This is a genomic window from Streptomyces sp. YJ-C3 (assembly GCF_053891275.1).
In genome coordinates this window covers 5,650,311-5,667,126 of the sequence record NZ_CM132685.1, presented here as the reverse complement: position 1 = coordinate 5,667,126, position 16,816 = coordinate 5,650,311, and the positions used below count along the sequence as shown (strand labels likewise).

Sequence of the window (16,816 nt, the reverse complement as noted above, 5' to 3'; positions counted from 1 at the left end):
TGCTGCGGTGAACCGGAGGTACGGGTGGAAACCGGGGAATTCCTCGACGGACGCTTCCGGATCGAGGAAGCGCTCGATCGGGGCGGTATGGGAAGCATCTGGACAGCGACGGAGACCGCCACCGGACGGCTGGTCGCGGTCAAGGCGCTGCGCCTCGACGCCTACACTCAGGGCCGGTTCAGCCCGGCCGAACGGACCCGACGCCGGGTGGAATTGATGAAGCGGTTCGAGCGCGAGGGGGCGATCCTCGAAGAACTGGACCATCCCGCCATCCCGCGTCTGCTGCACCGCGGCTACCACCACGAGGAGCCGTACCTCGTCATGGAGTACGTTGACGGGGTCAACCTGCGTGAACTCCTCGACCTTCGCCGTCCGTTCCCCTTCGGCGCGGCCGTCGCGATCGCCGTCCAGATCGCCGAGGCCCTCGGCCACGCCCATACGAACGGCGTGGTGCACCGGGACCTCAAGCCCGGCAACGTGGTGATCGCCGCCGCGGACGGGGCGGTGAAGCTGCTCGACTTCGGCATCGCCCACCTGGCCGACCCCGATGCCACGCGCTACACCGCGCTGGGTGCCACTCCGGGCAGCGCCGGCTACATGGCGCCGGAGCAGCTCCGCGGCCAGCAGGACATCTCCGCCGCGGTGGACCTCTACGCGCTCGGTTCCGTGCTGTTCGAGCTGTTCACCGGTGAGAAGCCGTTCGAGGACAAGCCGGACCGGAACAAGGACACGCAGCACCTCGAAGACCTTCCTCCCCGGGTCCGCGGCATCAACATCGGGATCCCGGAGGACCTCGACGAACTCGTGTGGGACCTGCTGGGGAAGACGCCCGCCGACCGCCCGGCCGGCATCGGCGAAGCCCTCGCCGTGCTGCGCGCACACCTCCCCGCGCCCGGCGACCCCGGCCCCGACCCCGAGCTGCATCCCGATCCCACGGCCCGTTACCGGCTGCGCGGGGGACCGATCGCCGAGTACGCCGACCGCGTGCGCGCGAGAAGTTCCCTGCGTGGCCGGAGCCGTCGCGCTTCTTGGCTGGGGCGGGGCGAGTTCGCCGACCGGATCGCCCTCGCCAGGGCCGAACTCGACTCCACAGGACCCGCTGCCGAGTGCGCGCAGCTCGCATCGGCGCTCGCTCGCGCCGTGTCCGCATGGGGACCCAGGGAACCCGCTGTTGTGGACGCGCAGTTGGTGTGCGCGGACGCGGCGCGCCTCGACGGTGACACAGGGCGGGCGAGGAGGCTGTACGGGGAGGTGGCGGTGGCGCTCGGAGACGGTGCAGATCCTCGCCTCGCGTCACTGGTGCTGGAGGCCCGAATCGGCCTCGCGGAATGCAAGGTGCCCGAGGGTGATCTTCGGGGTGCACTCGGTGACTGGCATGAGGCGGCCACGGAGACGCTACGGCTCGCCTCTCCGCCCGCCCGCCTGGTCGCCCGTTGCCGTGAGGTAGCCCTCGAACTGGGCGAGCGAGGCTTCGGGGCCGAGATCTCCTCCCTCGACGGCCGTCTGGCCGCCCTGTAGGGGTGTCGGCAACGACCAGCGGCGGACCGGGCACTCGGATCAGACGCGCGGCAACTGGCCGTGGGACAGAAGATCTCCGAGCGACCGGACGAGTTCGCCCCCCACCCGGCGGAGCCCCTGGAGCTCGCTTTCGAACGTCGTGATCCTGCGGTAGATCTCGCCGTACCGCCGTTGCTCCTCCAGGGAGAACCGGGGCACCCGCAGCCGCCGTACATCGACACGGGACGTCGTGGACGCGTGCGTGCCCGCCCGGCGGGCATTGTCGGGAGCCCGCAGGCAGCCTGCCAGGAACCAGGGATCGAGGACCGAGGGGTCCACGCGCAGCGCACAGAGCTGTGGCCCGAGAACCGACGGTGCCGCGGTGTCCACATGGACATCGAAATCGCGGGCCAGCATGGATACGACGACATCCTGTGAGGCCGTGACGGTCAGCGCGCCGGTCTTCTCCCCCTCCGCCACCGCCCGTGCCGGAAGCCACAGCTCCGGACCCCCGGGCAGGCGGAGACCGGTCAGTACCCGCGCGCCGTCCGCCGGGCGCGCACCCCGCTCCACCTCGGCTTCGGGCAGCGCCTGCCCGCCTCGGATCTCCAGCGCTCCGGCGCGCTCCAGGTCGGCGACTGTGATGAGCGGGGCGACGTCACCGGCCTCGACCGGCTCAAGTGCCGAGAGAACACCAGTCGCCTGGCGGAGCTCGCTCGCATGGGCGTCGAACCGGGCCCACGACCGCCGCAGTCCGACCAGGTCGGCGGTACGGCCGCGCGGAATGTGCCGGGCCGGGGTGAGGTCCACCTCTTCGTCCAGCAGGTCGATGACCGGAACCGTCACATTTCCGGTTCCGCCCGCCCCTTGAAGGGCCTTCACCACCTGCTCCGTGATCTGGACCCAGTCGACGCCCCCGGCACCCATGGCGCCAGGACCGTTCTGCCGGGCCGCGGTGTCCACCAAGGTGATCTCGGCCGGGGATGTCCCCGGCTCTTCACCGGTGCCGCCTGCCCGCAGGACCCACACATGAAGGCCGACCCCGTGCGGAGGCGCGGCGCCGGGCGGCAGGGCGACCACGGTACGCAGTACACCTGCGCGCAGCAGACCCGCCCGGATACGCCGGCCGGCCCGCCGCGCAGCGACCGCGGGCGGCAGCACCATCACCCCGACACCTCCCGGCGCCAGAGCGGCGGCGATGTGCTGGACCCAGGCGAGTTCCGACTCGGTGCGGGGCGGCTGGCCGAAGGCCCAGCGGGCGTCCGTCGCGAGCTCCGCATGCCCCCAGTCACGCTCGTTCGCGGGCGGGTTGCACAGGACCACATCGGCCCGTACCTCCGCACGGGCATCGGCGCGCAGGGTGTCCGCGGCCAGGACTGTGATCTCCGGTGGAGCTGCCCCTGTGTAGCCGGCGACGGCCAACTGTGCGCGCGTCAATGACACGAGCACCGGGTCCCTGTCCTGCCCTCGGAGCTCGGCCAGTCCTGAGTCGCCTTCTGAGTCGCCCCATCGCCGTCCCGCCGACAGAAGCAAGGTCCCGGTGCCGCACGCGGGGTCGAGAACCGTGCGGACCGCGCCGTCGTGGACGACCGCAGCGATGTCCGTCATGAGTTCGGCGAGGGGCCCCGGAGTGACCGCGATCTGCCGTACGTGAGTGCGCAGCCACCGCTCCAGCAGGAACCCGAAGGTCTCCGCCGGACCCTTCGTCCCGGCTAGCTCCAGCGTCCGTTTCAGAAGGCCGGACTGCCGCTCGTCGAGCACCCCCGCTGCGGCCGGAGGACCGTCGTCCGGCTTCCCGGGTTCCCCGCAGAGCCGCAGGCCGACCTGCGCGACGAGAAAACCCATCGCATCCCGGTCCCCCAGGGCCTCGTACTCCGGCCAGAGCCGCTCCAAAGGCTCGACGGCCGTCTTGATCTTGCCTTCCCTGTGCAGCCAGACCTCGATCTCGGCGAGCGAAAACAGAGGGCTCGCATCGGTGCCACCGATCGGTGCGGGGAAGGTCTCGTGGCGACGCCGCCAGTTGCTGACGGCGGCACGTCCCACGCCCGCGATCCGCGCGACCTCTGCGAGGGGCACGGAGACTGTGGGGGATTCTGCGGGCTCGGGCATCGGACTCTCCGGGGGTGGTACAGACCTGCGGTGCGTGACGGTGCGTCGGCTTACGGTACCGGGCATGCAGCGCACACGGGTGTGTGTCTCTTGACTCAGTTTATGAACGCATTGTTCAGAGTCGAGATCTTCCGGTTACTCCCGTGCGGACCTCTGATCGTGGAAAATGGGCAGCCGGTCGGGGACATCCAGGGGGAGAAGCGCGCGTGCACGCTCAGGAGACCACGTTCAAAGAGCTCGTCCAGGGCGAGAAGCAGTACCAGGTGCCGCTCTACCAGCGAACCTACAGCTGGCAGCGTGAGCAGCTGCAGCAACTCTGGGACGACGTGCAGGAGCTGGTCGAGGAGCAGTTGGAAGGGCGGGCCCCCGCAGCGCACTTCCTCGGCTCCGTCGTGCTGGCACCGGGCCGGATCACCGCCGGCGGCATGCAGCGCTGGCTCGTCGTCGACGGCCAGCAGCGGCTCACCACCCTCATGCTCGCCTTCACCGCGCTGCGCGATCGCCACCGGGAACGCGGCGGTGCGGAACGGCAGGCCGATCGCATCCACGACCTAATGCTCGTCAATAAGTACCGCAACGGTGACGACCACTACCGGCTCCTGCCGACGCAGGCGGACCGGGATGCCTTCACCGCATGTGTCGAGAGCTCACCCAAGGCGGGCGGTCCCGGCAACGTGGGCGCCGCCTACCGGTTCTTCCTCGCCGCGCTGACCGAGGGTGAGGAGAGCGGCGGTGAGGCGTGGACGGACGCGGTGGAGACCGTACTGAGCAGCCTGCTGTCGATCGTCGAGATCACCGCGGCCGAGGGCGACAACGTCTACCGGATCTTCGAGTCGATCAACAACACCGGTGTCGGACTCAGCCAGAGCGACCTGCTGCGCAACTACCTCTTCATGTGTCTGCCGACCCGCGGCGAGTGGGTCTACCGCAACCGCTGGCTGCCCATGCAGGAGCTGCTCGGCCCGGCCAACCTCGAACTCCTGGTCTGGCTCGACCTGGTAGTGGCCGGCAACAGCCGGGCCAAACAGAGCGAGATCTACCGCGACCAGAAGAAGCGCCTGGAACCCCAGAGCGCGGACGAAGCGGCACTCGAAGCCGAGATCGAGTCCCTCTCTCTGCGGGCCGAACGTCTGATGCGGATCCTGGAGCCCGAACGGGAGCCTGATCCGGAGTTGCGTGAGGTGCTGGAAAGGCTGTCCCGCTGGGGCGGCCAGACCCACTACCCGCTGGCGCTTCAGCTGCTCGACCGGGTGGACGGTGGACAGGCCACACCCCATCAGGCCGCCCGGGCACTGGCGTACGCCGAGAGCTACATGGTGCGACGGCTCTTCGCGGGCTACTCCACCACAGGCAGCAACCGGGTCTTCATGGAGATGCCCAAGGAACTGGAGAAGGACGAGGACCCGGCGGAGGCCGTACGCCGCATCCTGTCGAAGAACAAGACGGGCGCGCGTGTCTGGCCTGACGACGACGCCGTCCGCGGAGCGATCCGCACCAGGCCCTTCTACAAGGCGGGCCGCAGCAACCAGCGGCTCCAGGTACTGCGCAGGCTGGAGGAGAGCTACGGGGGGAGTGAGCCTGTCGACTATGCCAAAGCGCGTCTCACCGTCGAGCACGTACTGCCGCAGAACCCCGCCCAGCAGTGGTTCGACCTGCTAGCCGAAGAGGCCGAGGACGGACAGGGCCCGGACGAGCTCCATGCCCTACTCGTCCACACACTGGGCAATCTGACCCTCTCCGCGGACAACGCCAAGCTCTCGAATCATCCGTTCCGCCGCAAGCAGGAGATCCTGGACTCCAGCGCCCTGCGCATGAACCAGGAGATCGCCGGGCGGGAGCGGTGGGGGAGTGCGGAGATCCTCGACCGCGCCGCTGGCCTGGCCGACCGGGCGGTGCGGCTGTGGCCCGGACCCGTCGCCGGAACGGTCCCCGGGGACGACGAGTGGTCCGGCTGGAAGGAGCTGCGGGCCGCGCTCCTTGCCATGCCGGCGGGTACGTGGACGACGTACGGCGATGTCGCAGCGCTCATCGGCACCCATGCCGTCCCGGTGGGCCAGCACCTGGCGTCCAAGGCCGGCTTGCACGGCGCCTACCGGGTGCTGACGGCGGACGGCCGCGTCTCGGCGGGCTTCCGGTGGCCCGACGGTCAGGAGTCCGGGGATGCGCGAACCCACCTGGAGGCGGAGGGCGTTCCCTTCGACGACGCGGGCCGGGCCCGCCGCTCCCACCGGCTGACGACGGCCGACCTGGCGACCCTGCTGGGCAAGGAAACCGCCGAGGAGGCCGTGCCGTCCCCACAGACCGAAGACGACCAGCAGTCGGCGGCCGACCGGTTCGAAGCGCAACTGCGTGACAACCAGATCAAGGAAACCGCCGAAGGTGTTCTGGGCGCGCTCCGCTTCTGGGAACAACAGGGCGGCCACCTCGCCTACGGCCGGGCGAGCGAGACCAGCTGCTTCCCCATGGCGCGGTTCGGCGGCACGCTCGACACCCGAGCGCTGTGGCCACTGGGGATCTACCCGGTCTCCGGGACGGTCGAAGTCGTCTTCCAGTATCTGAAGCGGCGCCCCCCGTTCGACGACGAGCCGCTGCGGCGCGAGTTGATGACCCGGCTGAACGGTATCGAGGGCATCGAGCTTGCAGAGGCCAAGCTCGATCTGCGTCCATCCTTCCCCGTGGAGGTCTTCGCCGTGTATAGCGAGGAGATCTGCGCGGTGCTGGAGTGGTTCGCGCACACGGCCGCCCTCGCGGAGGCCCGCCGCATGCTGGACGAGGACCCCGGCACTCTCTGACGCCCCGCATCCATCGCGGGCGTGGGGCTCAGGGGACTCCCCGGGGCCTCACGCAGGCCAGACCCGCTTGACGCTACGGGCGCGGGCCGGTGACCCGTGCCAGGAACGGGCTCGGCTCGCCGTGCCAGGACACCCGAAGTGCCTCCCGCGCCCGCGTGCACGCCACGAACAGCAGGCTCAACTCGCTGTTCAGGTCCTCTTGGTGCTGTTGCGCGTCGACCTCCACCGGAGTGACCGCGGCCTTCATCGGCACCGTGCCGTCGTTCACCCCGGCCACTGCCACGCAGCGGAACTCCAGCCCCTTCATCCGGTGCATGGTCCCGATCCGCACCCCTGGCCCGCTACGACCGGCGCCCAGCACACATGCCGCGATCCCGGCCCGCTCCAGGGCACCTGCGATGTCCCGGCCGAACTGGACGAACCGCACCGCTATACCGATGTGTTCCGCCTCCACCCCCGAGGCGATCCACTTCTCCACCCGGGACACCAGTGCCGCGGTCTCCTCGGCCTTGGCCGCGTGCGCGGACGTCTCGGGCCGTTCGCCGTGCATCGTGGAGCGGTAACCGGCCAGGGATTCCTTCGCCCCGTCCATGTCGTCCGGCTCCTCACCCGTCAGCAGCGAGGCGGACCAGGCGAGGATCTCCTGGGTGGTGCGGTAGTTGACCCGCAGCCGGTGCGAACGCCCGACCACCTGGATGCCGAGAGAGCGCAGCGAGACCCGGTTGCCGTAGATGCGCTGATAGGTGTCCCCGGCGAGGAACAGGTCGTCGGGGCCGGGTGACACCAGAGACCGGAGAAAGCGCCACTGCGCCGGGTGCAGGTCCTGCGCCTCGTCGACCACCACATGCCGGAACGGCCGCTCCTCGCGCCCGGCCATGACCCGCGCCGCCTCCGCACACACCTGTAGGAACGTCCACTCGCCTGCCTGCCGCAGCTGCTCCTCGAACGCGGCTATCGCCCGCCACACCTGGAGCCGCTTCAGAGGTCCCAGCGCGCTGCCCCGGCCGGTCCGCGGCGCCTGCAGGTACTCCTCCGGCATGGTGAGGGACTGGGCGAGGACGACGTGCCGCCACTCCTGGTCCAGGAACACATCGGTGAAGTCGGCCTCCACCCGGCGGGCGATCCGCGCCCAGCGGGCCGTGATCTTCTTCTGGTCGAAGACCAGCTTCAGCGGGGCGCCGCCACGCTCTGCGCGTACCGTCTCGTTGGCCAGCGCGTCGACGTTCACCACCCGGATCTTCGCGCGCACCGCCGGGTCCGTGACCAGCAGTGCCAGGCAGCGCTCCAGCTCCGCGGCGAGGTCCTTGGTGTACGTGGTGAGTAGCACGCACCCGTCGGGCGCGTCGGCGGGCAGCCGCCGCGCCAGGTGGTACGCCCGGTGCAGGGCGACCACCGTCTTGCCGGTGCCCGGCCCGCCCGTGACACGCGCCGGTCCGGCGTAGCTCTCCTGGTATGCGACCCGGTACTGGCTCGGGTGCAGGAAGACCCGCCAGGCGTCGAAGGGTTGCGCCAGGATCTCCTGCAGCTCCTCGGTCCCGGAAACCAGGGCGACCCGGCCGCGCGAACGGGCCATGGCGGTGGCGAGATCGTCATCCTTGGAGGCGTCTGACGGCTGCGGCGCGGTCCGCGCGTAGGCCTGGACGATCTCCCGGTCGATCTCCGCCGGGTCCATCCCGGTGGCTAGCCCCAGGAGCACGTCGTACTGCTGCTCGGGCAGCACCTTGTGCAAGGCCTCCAGATGCGTCTCGTCCGGCACCAGCCGGATGATCGGCAGGATCTCCTCGTCCACTCCCAGGCTGCGCAGCACCTTGTCCGGGTACTCCGAGGCTGGGAAGAGCCGGGAGGGCTCCTCGGCCGCCCGCGCCCGGAGCCCGGCCGTGGCCCGCTCCAGGCCGACGTCGTTGCGGATCTCGATGCCCTGCGTCGCCCCGTTCACCGAGGCCCGGTGCTTGGAGGCCCAGTCGTTCGCCTTGTCGTGGGGGAGCACCTTGAGCAGCAGATAGCTGTCGCCCGACTCCGCCTTGAGGACGACGCCCCGCCAGAAGTCGTTGATGCGGATGGTCCGGATCAGCGGGTCCTTCTGGTGCGTGAGCTTTTCGAGGTGGAGGCCCGCGTGCGTGGCTGTGGCGAACTTCTCGAACACCTCGAAGACGCGCTTCTGGACGGGTTTCTCCAGTGCGGCGAACTCCATCAGGAAGTCCCGATGCATGCCCAGCGTCGCCATCCCCGCCCCCTCCGGCCGACCTCTCCAGGAACTACGATCACTCTACTGACCGGCGCCGACTTGGAAGGCCGGTCCGTACACGCCATGGGTAGGGGCAAGTGTGATGCGCCGTCCGCCTGGTGCGCTGCGCGTTAGTTGACTCGGCGATTGCCGGGCGGAACCTCGCTCCGGTGCATCCCGACGACGACGGAGCCCGGACCCCCGGCGGACAGACTCTCGCGGATCAGGTCGATGACGTAATCCCAGCCGGTACCGCGCGTGCCGATCCACCCGTCCCTGAGCAAGGTGGTGAACGTGGTGTTGTTCAGATACCGGGGAACCGAGTCTTCGACGATGCGTGTCCCGCCGGACGGTCCACCAGACTCGGGGCGATGGAGCAGCTCCCAGAAATGATCCCGTGTGAGGTACATGCCGGGGATGAGGGCGGCTGAGTTCATCATGAAGGGAACGGTCCGGCACAGCTTGATCATGCTCGGCGTGGTGACCAGGCGCGGGTCTCCCAGCGTCCTGGAGCCCTGGTGATTCGTCCGAGCCCAGTCGTCCGCGGCCCTGCACTCTTCGTCCACGGCCTCCATCCGCTTCAGCTCCCGCTCACCGGTGCCGTCGTGCCAGTAGACCCAGCTGCGTCCGCTCTGGCGCATGCGCTTGTACTGGACCGTCGCCACGCTGCGCGCGTGCTCGTTCACGTAGATCATGTCGACGCCCATGACGGTCTCTGCGTGTGTCCGGTTGGCGTTGTACACGAACAACCGATGAGGGGATTCGGAGTTGCGGCGGTAGATCCGCCAGCCGACCTGTATGGCGTCCTCGCCCTCCATGCCGGGGAAGCGCAGGTAGTCATGAACGATCTGCTGGTCCTCGATCTGCCGGAGGGTGGGCAGCCCTTCGAGGAAGGGCACGGATCGGGAGCGGGGACCGTTCTCACCGAGCGGCGGCTGCCAGGCTTCGAGCGGATCGCGATCCGCGCCGAACGTCTCAAGGAGGGTGCCCACAGCGTCCTTCTCGAGGCTGAGCCGCTCTCCCACCTCCCCAGTCGGAGGATTGGCTCCCAGGCTGCTCTCCAGGCTGTCCAGTGCCCCGTTCAGTTCTGGCCGCAGGTGCCGGACGGCGTCGAGCAAATTGTCGCCGGCTGCAGGAGACATGCGGCCGTCGTCGCCGAGGAATCGGCGGCTGGCGCCCATGGCGCCTTCGAGATCAACGAGCGGCAGTGGCAACTGGAGTGCGGTGAAGTCGCGAGTGATCAGGGCTCGTTCGTACGTACCCGACCGTCTGCCAGGGAAGACGCTGCCCACTCCGATGATCCTGCGCTGCTCGTATCTGGCGTGACGGTCTGTGAAGAAGGCGAGGCACCATACGCGCGGCTTTCTCCAGTCTTTGTGCGGGTACGCGAAGGTCCGCTCACCACGGGGGAGCCACGCCGGAGGTTTCTCGGGGAGCCGCTCCATCATCAGCGCGGTGCTGTGCACCAGAGCGACGGCGACCATCTGTGACCTCCTGCATCTTGTGGGACTGGAGGCTCACATTGTTGGGCGGGTTCCGGCCTCCAGAGCGGAGTAGCTGTCAATCAGCCATATGAATGGCAATGATTCGATGGTGACGGCGTCGGTGGAGCCAGGCGTCAGGAAGTGGCCGGCCACCGCGCGAGAACCCCTCGGCGCTGCAACTCCCTTATGTGGTCCGCCATCCGCCCAGGCATGGGGCCGCCGTTCAGCAGCACGCCTGCCTCGATGTTGCGCTCGGCGCCCGCCGCCGTGAGGTTGGCGCTGGTGAGGAATAGGATTCGGTCGTCGGCCACCGCCAGCTTCGCGTGCAACCGGCTGCCGGGAGTGGCGCGTTGGGTTGTCGGCCAATGCCAGAGCCGCAGGCCTGGTATGCGGGAGAAGGCGTCGGCCGGCTCGCCTCCTGAGAGCAGCCCGCCCGCGCCTTCCAGCGTCTCCATGATGATGTCCACCGTGACGCCGCGGGCCACGGCCTTGGACAGTGCCGCGGTCAGCGGCGCGTACGAGCGGGCCGAGTAGGTCACGGCGACGAGCCGGTGCTCCGCGGCCCCGACGACCTCCGTCAGAACCTGGGCGGTGGCGCGGCCGGGTGTCCCGGGTGTGGAGGGGCCGCTCCACACCGCACGGGCCTCGGTGTCCTCACGCCGGCGGGTCCAGGCCGCCGCGTAGCCCCGCAGATACGCCGCGGCTTCCGCCGAGGACACGCCGTCCTCTGTGATCGAGGCCAGTAACGACGAGACCGTCTCCAGTGCGGCCGGTGTCTGGACCCTGCCGAGGATGTATGCGGGAGAGCGGCCCTGGGCGAGGAGCGTGGCCAGGGCCTTCGTCCGCGTGGGCCCGAGCGAGGCGGCGGCCGTCGCGACCGCCGCCTCGAAGCGCCTGCGGCTCACCCGGTCGGTCCGCTCACTTGAAGTCCGGGATGAGCGCCAGCGGTTCGGTGTCGCCCGCCAGTGGGGTGATGAACCGCCGGTCCAGGAACCGGTTGCCGCGCTCGCACGTCGTCTCGGACACGAACAGGCAGGAGTGGCAGGCCGCACCGTGCAAGAAGTCCTCCGGTGCCTGGGGAAGGCGCTCGCCGCACAGCGGGTCCGAGGAGCACCGCCCCGCCTTGTGCAGCGCCATCCGTACGATCCTGGCCAGCCGGTTCTCCCCGGTGCTGGGGTCCTGGTCGGCGAGGGAAACCAGTCCGCCGAGCGTGCCCTCGGAGTCCGGGACGGCCGTGTAGATGAGGATGCCGGTCCGCCGCTCCTCGGTGTCGCCGCTGTAGATCCGCTCTGCCAGACTCGCCGAGTTGTAGCCGCACTCCATCGCGATGGTACGGATGAGCAGATGGGAGAGCGTGTGCAAGGCGATGTACCGGCTGCCGGGCCAGCCCTGCATCGGGTCGGAGTCGTCCTGGATCCGGTCCGACTTGCGGTGCTCTCGGAACCGGCCGAACGCCGCGGCGTGCGCGGCGAGGGCTGCGCTCGACGCGACCCGCTTCTCCCACTGCTCGATCAGCTGATCGTCCACCCGCAGGAAGAGCCCCTCGCCACGCACCTCGCTGGCCGGGATCCAACCGCGCTCGCGCCGCCCCAGGTCCACCCGGGTGACCAGGCCCGGGTCCTCCGGGTCGGGGGCGTCGAGCCGGGTGAAGCCGATGAGGGCGCGCACTTCGCGCAGCCGCTCCACCTGCCGCACCTGGGAGAAGACGGTGGACAGCGGCCCGCTGAGCGAGGCCTCCACCAGCGCGAAGTCCTCCGTCGGGTCGGCGGTCTTCGCCGCGGACAGCACCTGCCACTCGGGGGTCAGCAGGTCCGGGGGGCCCGGCGGCTGCTCAGGCTCGCCCTCATCGCCCGACAGGGCCGCGCGGTAGGCGGATATGGCTTGCCAGACCTGTCCGGGCTCGTAGTCGCGCAGGTAGCGGTGGTGCTTGGACTTCTTGGCGAACCTGGCGATGTCCTCCTCGTCCTCGAAGTCCTCCAGGTCCGGCCAGCGTTCCTCGACGAGCTTGCGCAGCGAGTCGGTTCCGGTGTCCGGCAGTGCCAGCGCGCTGAGCGCCACGGGGAACCACTGGTTGGAGGCGCCCACGACCAGCAGATAGGGCTGCGCGTCGCAGTTGTCGTAGACACCGTCGAACTGGGGGTGACGGCCACGGCACCGGGGCAGGTTCTCCCGGCCTTTGTCGCCCATCGCGTCCCGGATGTTGCGCTTGGCTTTCTTGCACACCAGACATTCGAGGGACACGTTGGCCGCGAGGTTGCCGCCGTTGTCGCGCATTCGCAGCGTCGGATACGTCGTGTCGGGGCAGGCGCGGCCCTCGTGCACGAACTCCGTGTACGGGAACTCGTCGAGGTGCCCCTTGGTGCAGGCGAGCGCGAAGCGGGCGGCCACGGCGAGGGGCTTGCGGCCCTTCTTCTTCCGGTAACAGTTCTCGTGGTAGAAGCGCGCCTCGTCGGGGCGGCGGGGGTTCTGGTTCTCGAATCCCCACTTGCCGGAGCCGAGGGAGGCCAGCTCGTTGCACGCCGTGCAGCGCAGCCACTGCGGGAAGGGGGTCACGGGCACCCCGATCCGCGCCGCGTACCCCTTCGGGTCGGTGTCGGTGCCGGGGATCCACGGCGCGGCGCGCAGCTCGCTCACCTGGTTCGGACCGTAGCGCCGCAGTGACCGATTGACGGCCTTGCGGAGACGGGGCTCTTCGATCACCGGGTCCGGTACGCCGGCGTAGCTCCAGTGGTCGATGCCCTTGACCATGACGGAGAAGTTGGGCAGGTCCACGAGGGCGCCGACGCCGCCGGTGAACATGAGGTGGCTCGGTCGTACCGCACCCACCCGCCTGAAGTACCCGCCGCCGCTCATGACTGCCGCCCCCTGGCCGTGCCGTTGCCGTTCCCGTCCGAGTCCGGCACCTCGCCGAACTCGTCGCCGCCCGCCGTGTCCGCGCCGTCCCCGCCATCGGCGGGCGGTCCGAACTCCCAGGCCTTGCCGGCCGGGGCCGACAGCACTGTGTCGGCGGGCAGCAGCATGTTGATCTCGTTCTCCGTCTCGCGCATCGACTGCGGGACGGTGAGCACGTCCCATCCGCTGCCGTCCGCGTTGCGCAGCAGCCCCAGCACCGTCTGCTTCTGCCGGGTCTGGCCCCGGTAGCCGAGCCTTCCTTGCTCGCCCTTCTTGGCTGACCAGGCGTCGCGCAGCGCGTCGATGCGCTCGGCGAGGTATCCGCGGGCCCGGTCCCCGTCCACCGCTTCTGCACGCGCCAGCAGCCGCCGCTCGACGTCCCGCACGCGCGGATCGTCGAGGTCCACGCCCTCGGCGTCCACGTTGTCGGAGAACTCGTCGCAGGCCTGCCGGACGGCGGAGACATACGTGGCGGTGGTGCCCCGGTCGAGCGCCCGCCGCGTGAACGGGGTCACCGAAAGCGCCTCGACCTGGCGGTAGAACGTCGCGTGGTAGTTCTCGAAGTCCTCGAAGTGGGCGAGATCCCGGGGGCGCGCCCAGTTGTAGAGCGTGATCACGATGCCGGGCCGCTTGGCCTGTCGTCCGACGCGGGAGGACGCCTGGATGTACTCTGCGGTGTTCTTCGGCTGCCCGGTGACGACCATCAGGCCGAAGCGGGAGACGTCCACACCGACCTGGAGCATCGACGTGGCCAGTACGTAGTCGACCGGCTTGCGGTGCGGCAAGGCGGGCAGGACCCGCGGCTGGCGCGCCTTGCCCGCGTCCCGGAACTCGTCGATGATCGCCTGCTTGCGCACCGAGGTGTCGTGCTCCGGGTTGAACCCGATCTCCAGCCGCTTGAGGGTGGCGCTGATGTCCGCCGACGAGATACGGGAGGTCAGTTCCTGGAGGTTGAGCATGTCGGTGTCGCGCAGCAGCCGGTTGGCGATGCCCCTGCGGCGTCCGTTGGCCCGCAGCCGGCTCGGCACGTCGTCGTCGAGGACCCGCCGCATACCGGCGAGCTCCTTGGTCGCGTTGAAGTACCCGACCACCGTCATGTACGGATCGGCGGGAGCGCCGTAGAGGTCGAACATGTGCTGCCCGGCCAGCAGCAGGATCTCCGCGAGACGGATCTCGGCCGCCTTCATGCGCACCCCGTGCGCGCACACGCCGTAGTAGCGCCGCCCCGGGTTGTCGCGGGTGACGTCGACCTGCTGGGAGAAGAAGGTGTCACCGACGTCGACCACCTGCGGGGGGAAGATCGCCAGGTCCCGGGCGAACACCCCCAGCACCTGGGCGCGGGCGTTGCGGGTGGTGGCCGTCGACGCGACGATCTTCGGTCCGGTCTCGCGGAGCTGCCCACGGGCGTCCTTCACCCGCCAGGTGCACAGCTGGTCCACGGCCGACTCGAACAGCCCCACCGTGGTACCCAGGGCTCCGGAGATCAGGTGCAGCTCGTCCTGGATGATGAGATCCGGTGGGCGCAGCCGCCGCGGCATGGGCCGGCTGGTCACGGCCTTGTGCTTGTCCTTGGCGTTGTGCCGGGATCCGCAGCCGGTCTCCTCGTCGAGGTCGTCGTGCCGGTAACCGTGCCGCTCGCAGTACTCGGTCACGCGCCCGAACAGCATTCCCGCATAGCCGCGCCACGGCAGCTGGGCAAGCTTGTCCACGGTCGCGATCAGCAGGCTCGGCACCTGCCGGTAGATCTCCTCGTCGACCGTGAGGATCGGCAGCCCCTCACCCTTTGCCTTCATTCGCGAGAACGGGCAGGGCTCCTCATCCTCCCCACGCGGGCAGTACACGATGATGCGACGCCGTACGTCATCCGGTGACACGTCCCGCCATGCGCGCAGCTCCTCGCCGCACCACGGGCAGGACAGCACCTGCAGGACGTTCGCATGCCGACCCGAGGCGGACTCGGTGGCCTCGGCGATCTGCTGCGCCGCGTCCCCGTACCAGTTCGGCGAGACACCGGCGCCGACCCACAGCCCGATACGGAAGGGCCTGGTGCCCCAGACCTTCTCGTCCTCTTTGCGCAGCACCTCCGTCGCGCACACCAGGGCGGAGGCCCGCTGGAACTGCTGGGCCGTCAGCAGCCGCAGGGTGTAGCGCATCAGCACGGCGACGCCGTCCCGCCCCTCGCGGGCGTCCTCGCCCTCCCCGGCGATCTTCTGCAGCCGTCGGATGGCGAAGGTGTAGGCCGTGAGGCCCAGGTAGGCCTCCGTCTTTCCGCCACCGGTCGGGAAGAACAGCAGGTCGACCGTGGCGGTGCTGTCAGCCCTGCGTTCCTTGTGCGCCGGGTCGGTGAGCGAGCACAGGTTGAGCAGCACGAACGCCAGCTGGAAGGGATACCAGCTCGCGGCCGCGGGGCCGCGGCCGTCCACCTCGGCGTAGGCCGCCGCGTATGTCGGCGGCTTCTCGCCGCCCTCGGCCCGCAGCGCGGCCGTCGCCGTGGCCCGCCGCTGCATGGCCATCGCCCGGTTGGCGAAGCGGAACGCTTGCAGTGCGTCCTCGTCGGCGTGCAGCAGGTCGATGCCGAGCGCGATCCTGGCGCACGCGTCGCGGGCCTCGTCGACCGCACGCAGCGCCGCGGTCCGCAGGTCGCCCGACAGCGAATCCGCCTTGGCGGCCTGCTGCTCCAGCCACCCGTCGTATCCGTCGGCCAGTGGCTGCAGGGCCTTCAGCAGCTCGTCACGCCGCTCCCACACGGCCAGGTCGGCGAGCTTGTCCATGCTCACTTTGAGACCGGCGAGCAGCGGCTGCTGCGCCGTGCTCGGCGCGACCGTGGCTGGCACGTCCTTCACCGGCAGCCACGTCGTCTCCAGCTTGACCGCACGGCGCCCCTTCGGCAGGACCCTCGCGTGCACGGCGACGTTCCGCCCGTGCGCGTGCTTCAGCTCCTGCCGGTACAGCAGCCGCAGATGCTGTTCCTCGGGGCTCTCCTGGACCCTGCCAGTCTCGTCGGACAGCGGGTCGTCGATCGGCAGGAAGACGCTGGACTGCCCGTCGAAGGAGGTGACCTCCAGCTTCGTCTGGAACAGCCACTGCCCGTCCCGCAGTTCACGGGACTCCTCCAGCGCGTTGATCAGCGATACGTCGACGAAGCGCAGGTTGTCCGCACCGTCGACCGTGCCGGGACGCTCCTGCACATGCACATCGAGCCGGATGCAGGGACGGTTCGGGTCGTTCTCGTCCTCGCCCTCCAGGACGGTACGGAAGGTGCCCGGGGCGTCGACGGGGACGTCCACCTCGTGGCGCACCGGCTCCCGCGACCACGTGCGCGCCGTCCGGCCGTCCTCGGTCTTGCTGTCGCTCTGCCTGTACCGGCCCCAGGAGGCGACGACACTGAGCATGCCCACATCGGCCGGCACCAGGAAGCTCAGGCCCATCGACGACGCCCACAGCCGTCCGGCCGCCTGCGGGGTGAGCCGGTCCACGAGCTCCGCGTCCTGCCCGTCGCCCTCCGCGCTGGCCTCGGTCTCCGCCTGGCCGACCGCGACCTTTACGGGCTGGTCGGTCGGCGCGGGACGGGGCCCGAGAAGCCCGACGAGGTAGCGGTCACGGGGCCCCGCGCTGTTCGGCGGCAGCGCCTCGGTCTCGTTGTCCGCCCACGGCCCCAGCAGGTCCCATGAGATCAGGTCGCCGAGTTCCTCCCGGACGTCGTACGACGACCCGGACCGGAAGGTCTGCGGGACCTCGTCGACGGGATGGGGAACGCCGGGCTCCGGAGCGGGGGCGTTCTGTGGTGACGGCATGCGCGTTTCCCTCCCTGGGTGCTG

8 protein-coding genes are annotated in these 16,816 nt (G+C 69.9%); 2 read left to right on the top strand and 6 right to left on the bottom strand.

The features are described 5' to 3' along the window. Window positions 1–24 precede the first annotated feature (24 nt). Window positions 25–1,518 (top strand): protein kinase domain-containing protein, encoded by a 1,494-nt coding sequence (locus ACVHNB_RS25285; RefSeq protein WP_456225970.1) that lies wholly within the window; start codon window positions 25–27, stop codon window positions 1,516–1,518. Between the two features lie 39 nt (window positions 1,519–1,557). On the opposite strand, the gene ACVHNB_RS25280 is transcribed toward ACVHNB_RS25285, so the two are convergent. Then, window positions 1,558–3,573 (bottom strand): N-6 DNA methylase, encoded by a 2,016-nt coding sequence (locus tag ACVHNB_RS25280; protein WP_456225969.1) that lies wholly within the window; start codon window positions 3,571–3,573, stop codon window positions 1,558–1,560. A gap of 239 nt (window positions 3,574–3,812) precedes the next feature. On the opposite strand from ACVHNB_RS25280, the gene ACVHNB_RS25275 reads away from it, so the two are divergent. After that, window positions 3,813–6,398, top strand: a complete 2,586-nt coding sequence (locus ACVHNB_RS25275) for a GmrSD restriction endonuclease domain-containing protein (protein ID WP_456225968.1) — start codon at window positions 3,813–3,815, stop codon at window positions 6,396–6,398. Window positions 6,399–6,471: 73 nt separating this feature from the next. On the opposite strand, the gene ACVHNB_RS25270 is transcribed toward ACVHNB_RS25275, so the two are convergent. The 5 genes from ACVHNB_RS25270 to drmA form a co-directional block, all read right to left on the bottom strand. Beyond that, on the bottom strand, window positions 6,472–8,622 hold the full coding sequence (locus ACVHNB_RS25270; RefSeq protein ID WP_456225967.1) for a UvrD-helicase domain-containing protein: 2,151 nt from the start codon (window positions 8,620–8,622) through the stop codon (window positions 6,472–6,474). Between the two features lie 131 nt (window positions 8,623–8,753). After that, window positions 8,754–10,106, bottom strand: a complete 1,353-nt coding sequence (locus ACVHNB_RS25265) for a hypothetical protein (protein WP_456225966.1) — start codon at window positions 10,104–10,106, stop codon at window positions 8,754–8,756. Between the two features lie 134 nt (window positions 10,107–10,240). Then, entirely contained in the window at window positions 10,241–11,011 is a 771-nt protein-coding gene (gene drmC, locus ACVHNB_RS25260; RefSeq protein ID WP_456225965.1) for a DISARM system phospholipase D-like protein DrmC, read from the bottom strand. Between the two features lie 13 nt (window positions 11,012–11,024). Further along, window positions 11,025–12,959, bottom strand: coding sequence for a DrmB family protein (drmB, locus tag ACVHNB_RS25255; RefSeq protein ID WP_456225964.1), 1,935 nt, complete (start codon window positions 12,957–12,959; stop codon window positions 11,025–11,027). Further along, window positions 12,956–16,792 (bottom strand): DISARM system helicase DrmA, encoded by a 3,837-nt coding sequence (gene drmA / locus ACVHNB_RS25250; RefSeq protein ID WP_456225963.1) that lies wholly within the window; start codon window positions 16,790–16,792, stop codon window positions 12,956–12,958. Before drmA ends, drmB begins: the two co-directional genes overlap by 4 nt. Window positions 16,793–16,816 lie beyond the last annotated feature (24 nt).

Coding starts and splice junctions, on each gene's coding strand:
- ACVHNB_RS25265 (WP_456225966.1), bottom strand. CDS start 10,106: ATGGTCGCCGTCGCTCTGGTGCACAGCACCGCGCTGATGATGGAGCGG.
- ACVHNB_RS25270 (WP_456225967.1), bottom strand. CDS start 8,622: ATGGCGACGCTGGGCATGCATCGGGACTTCCTGATGGAGTTCGCCGCA.
- drmA (WP_456225963.1), bottom strand. CDS start 16,792: ATGCCGTCACCACAGAACGCCCCCGCTCCGGAGCCCGGCGTTCCCCAT.
- drmB (WP_456225964.1), bottom strand. CDS start 12,959: ATGAGCGGCGGCGGGTACTTCAGGCGGGTGGGTGCGGTACGACCGAGC.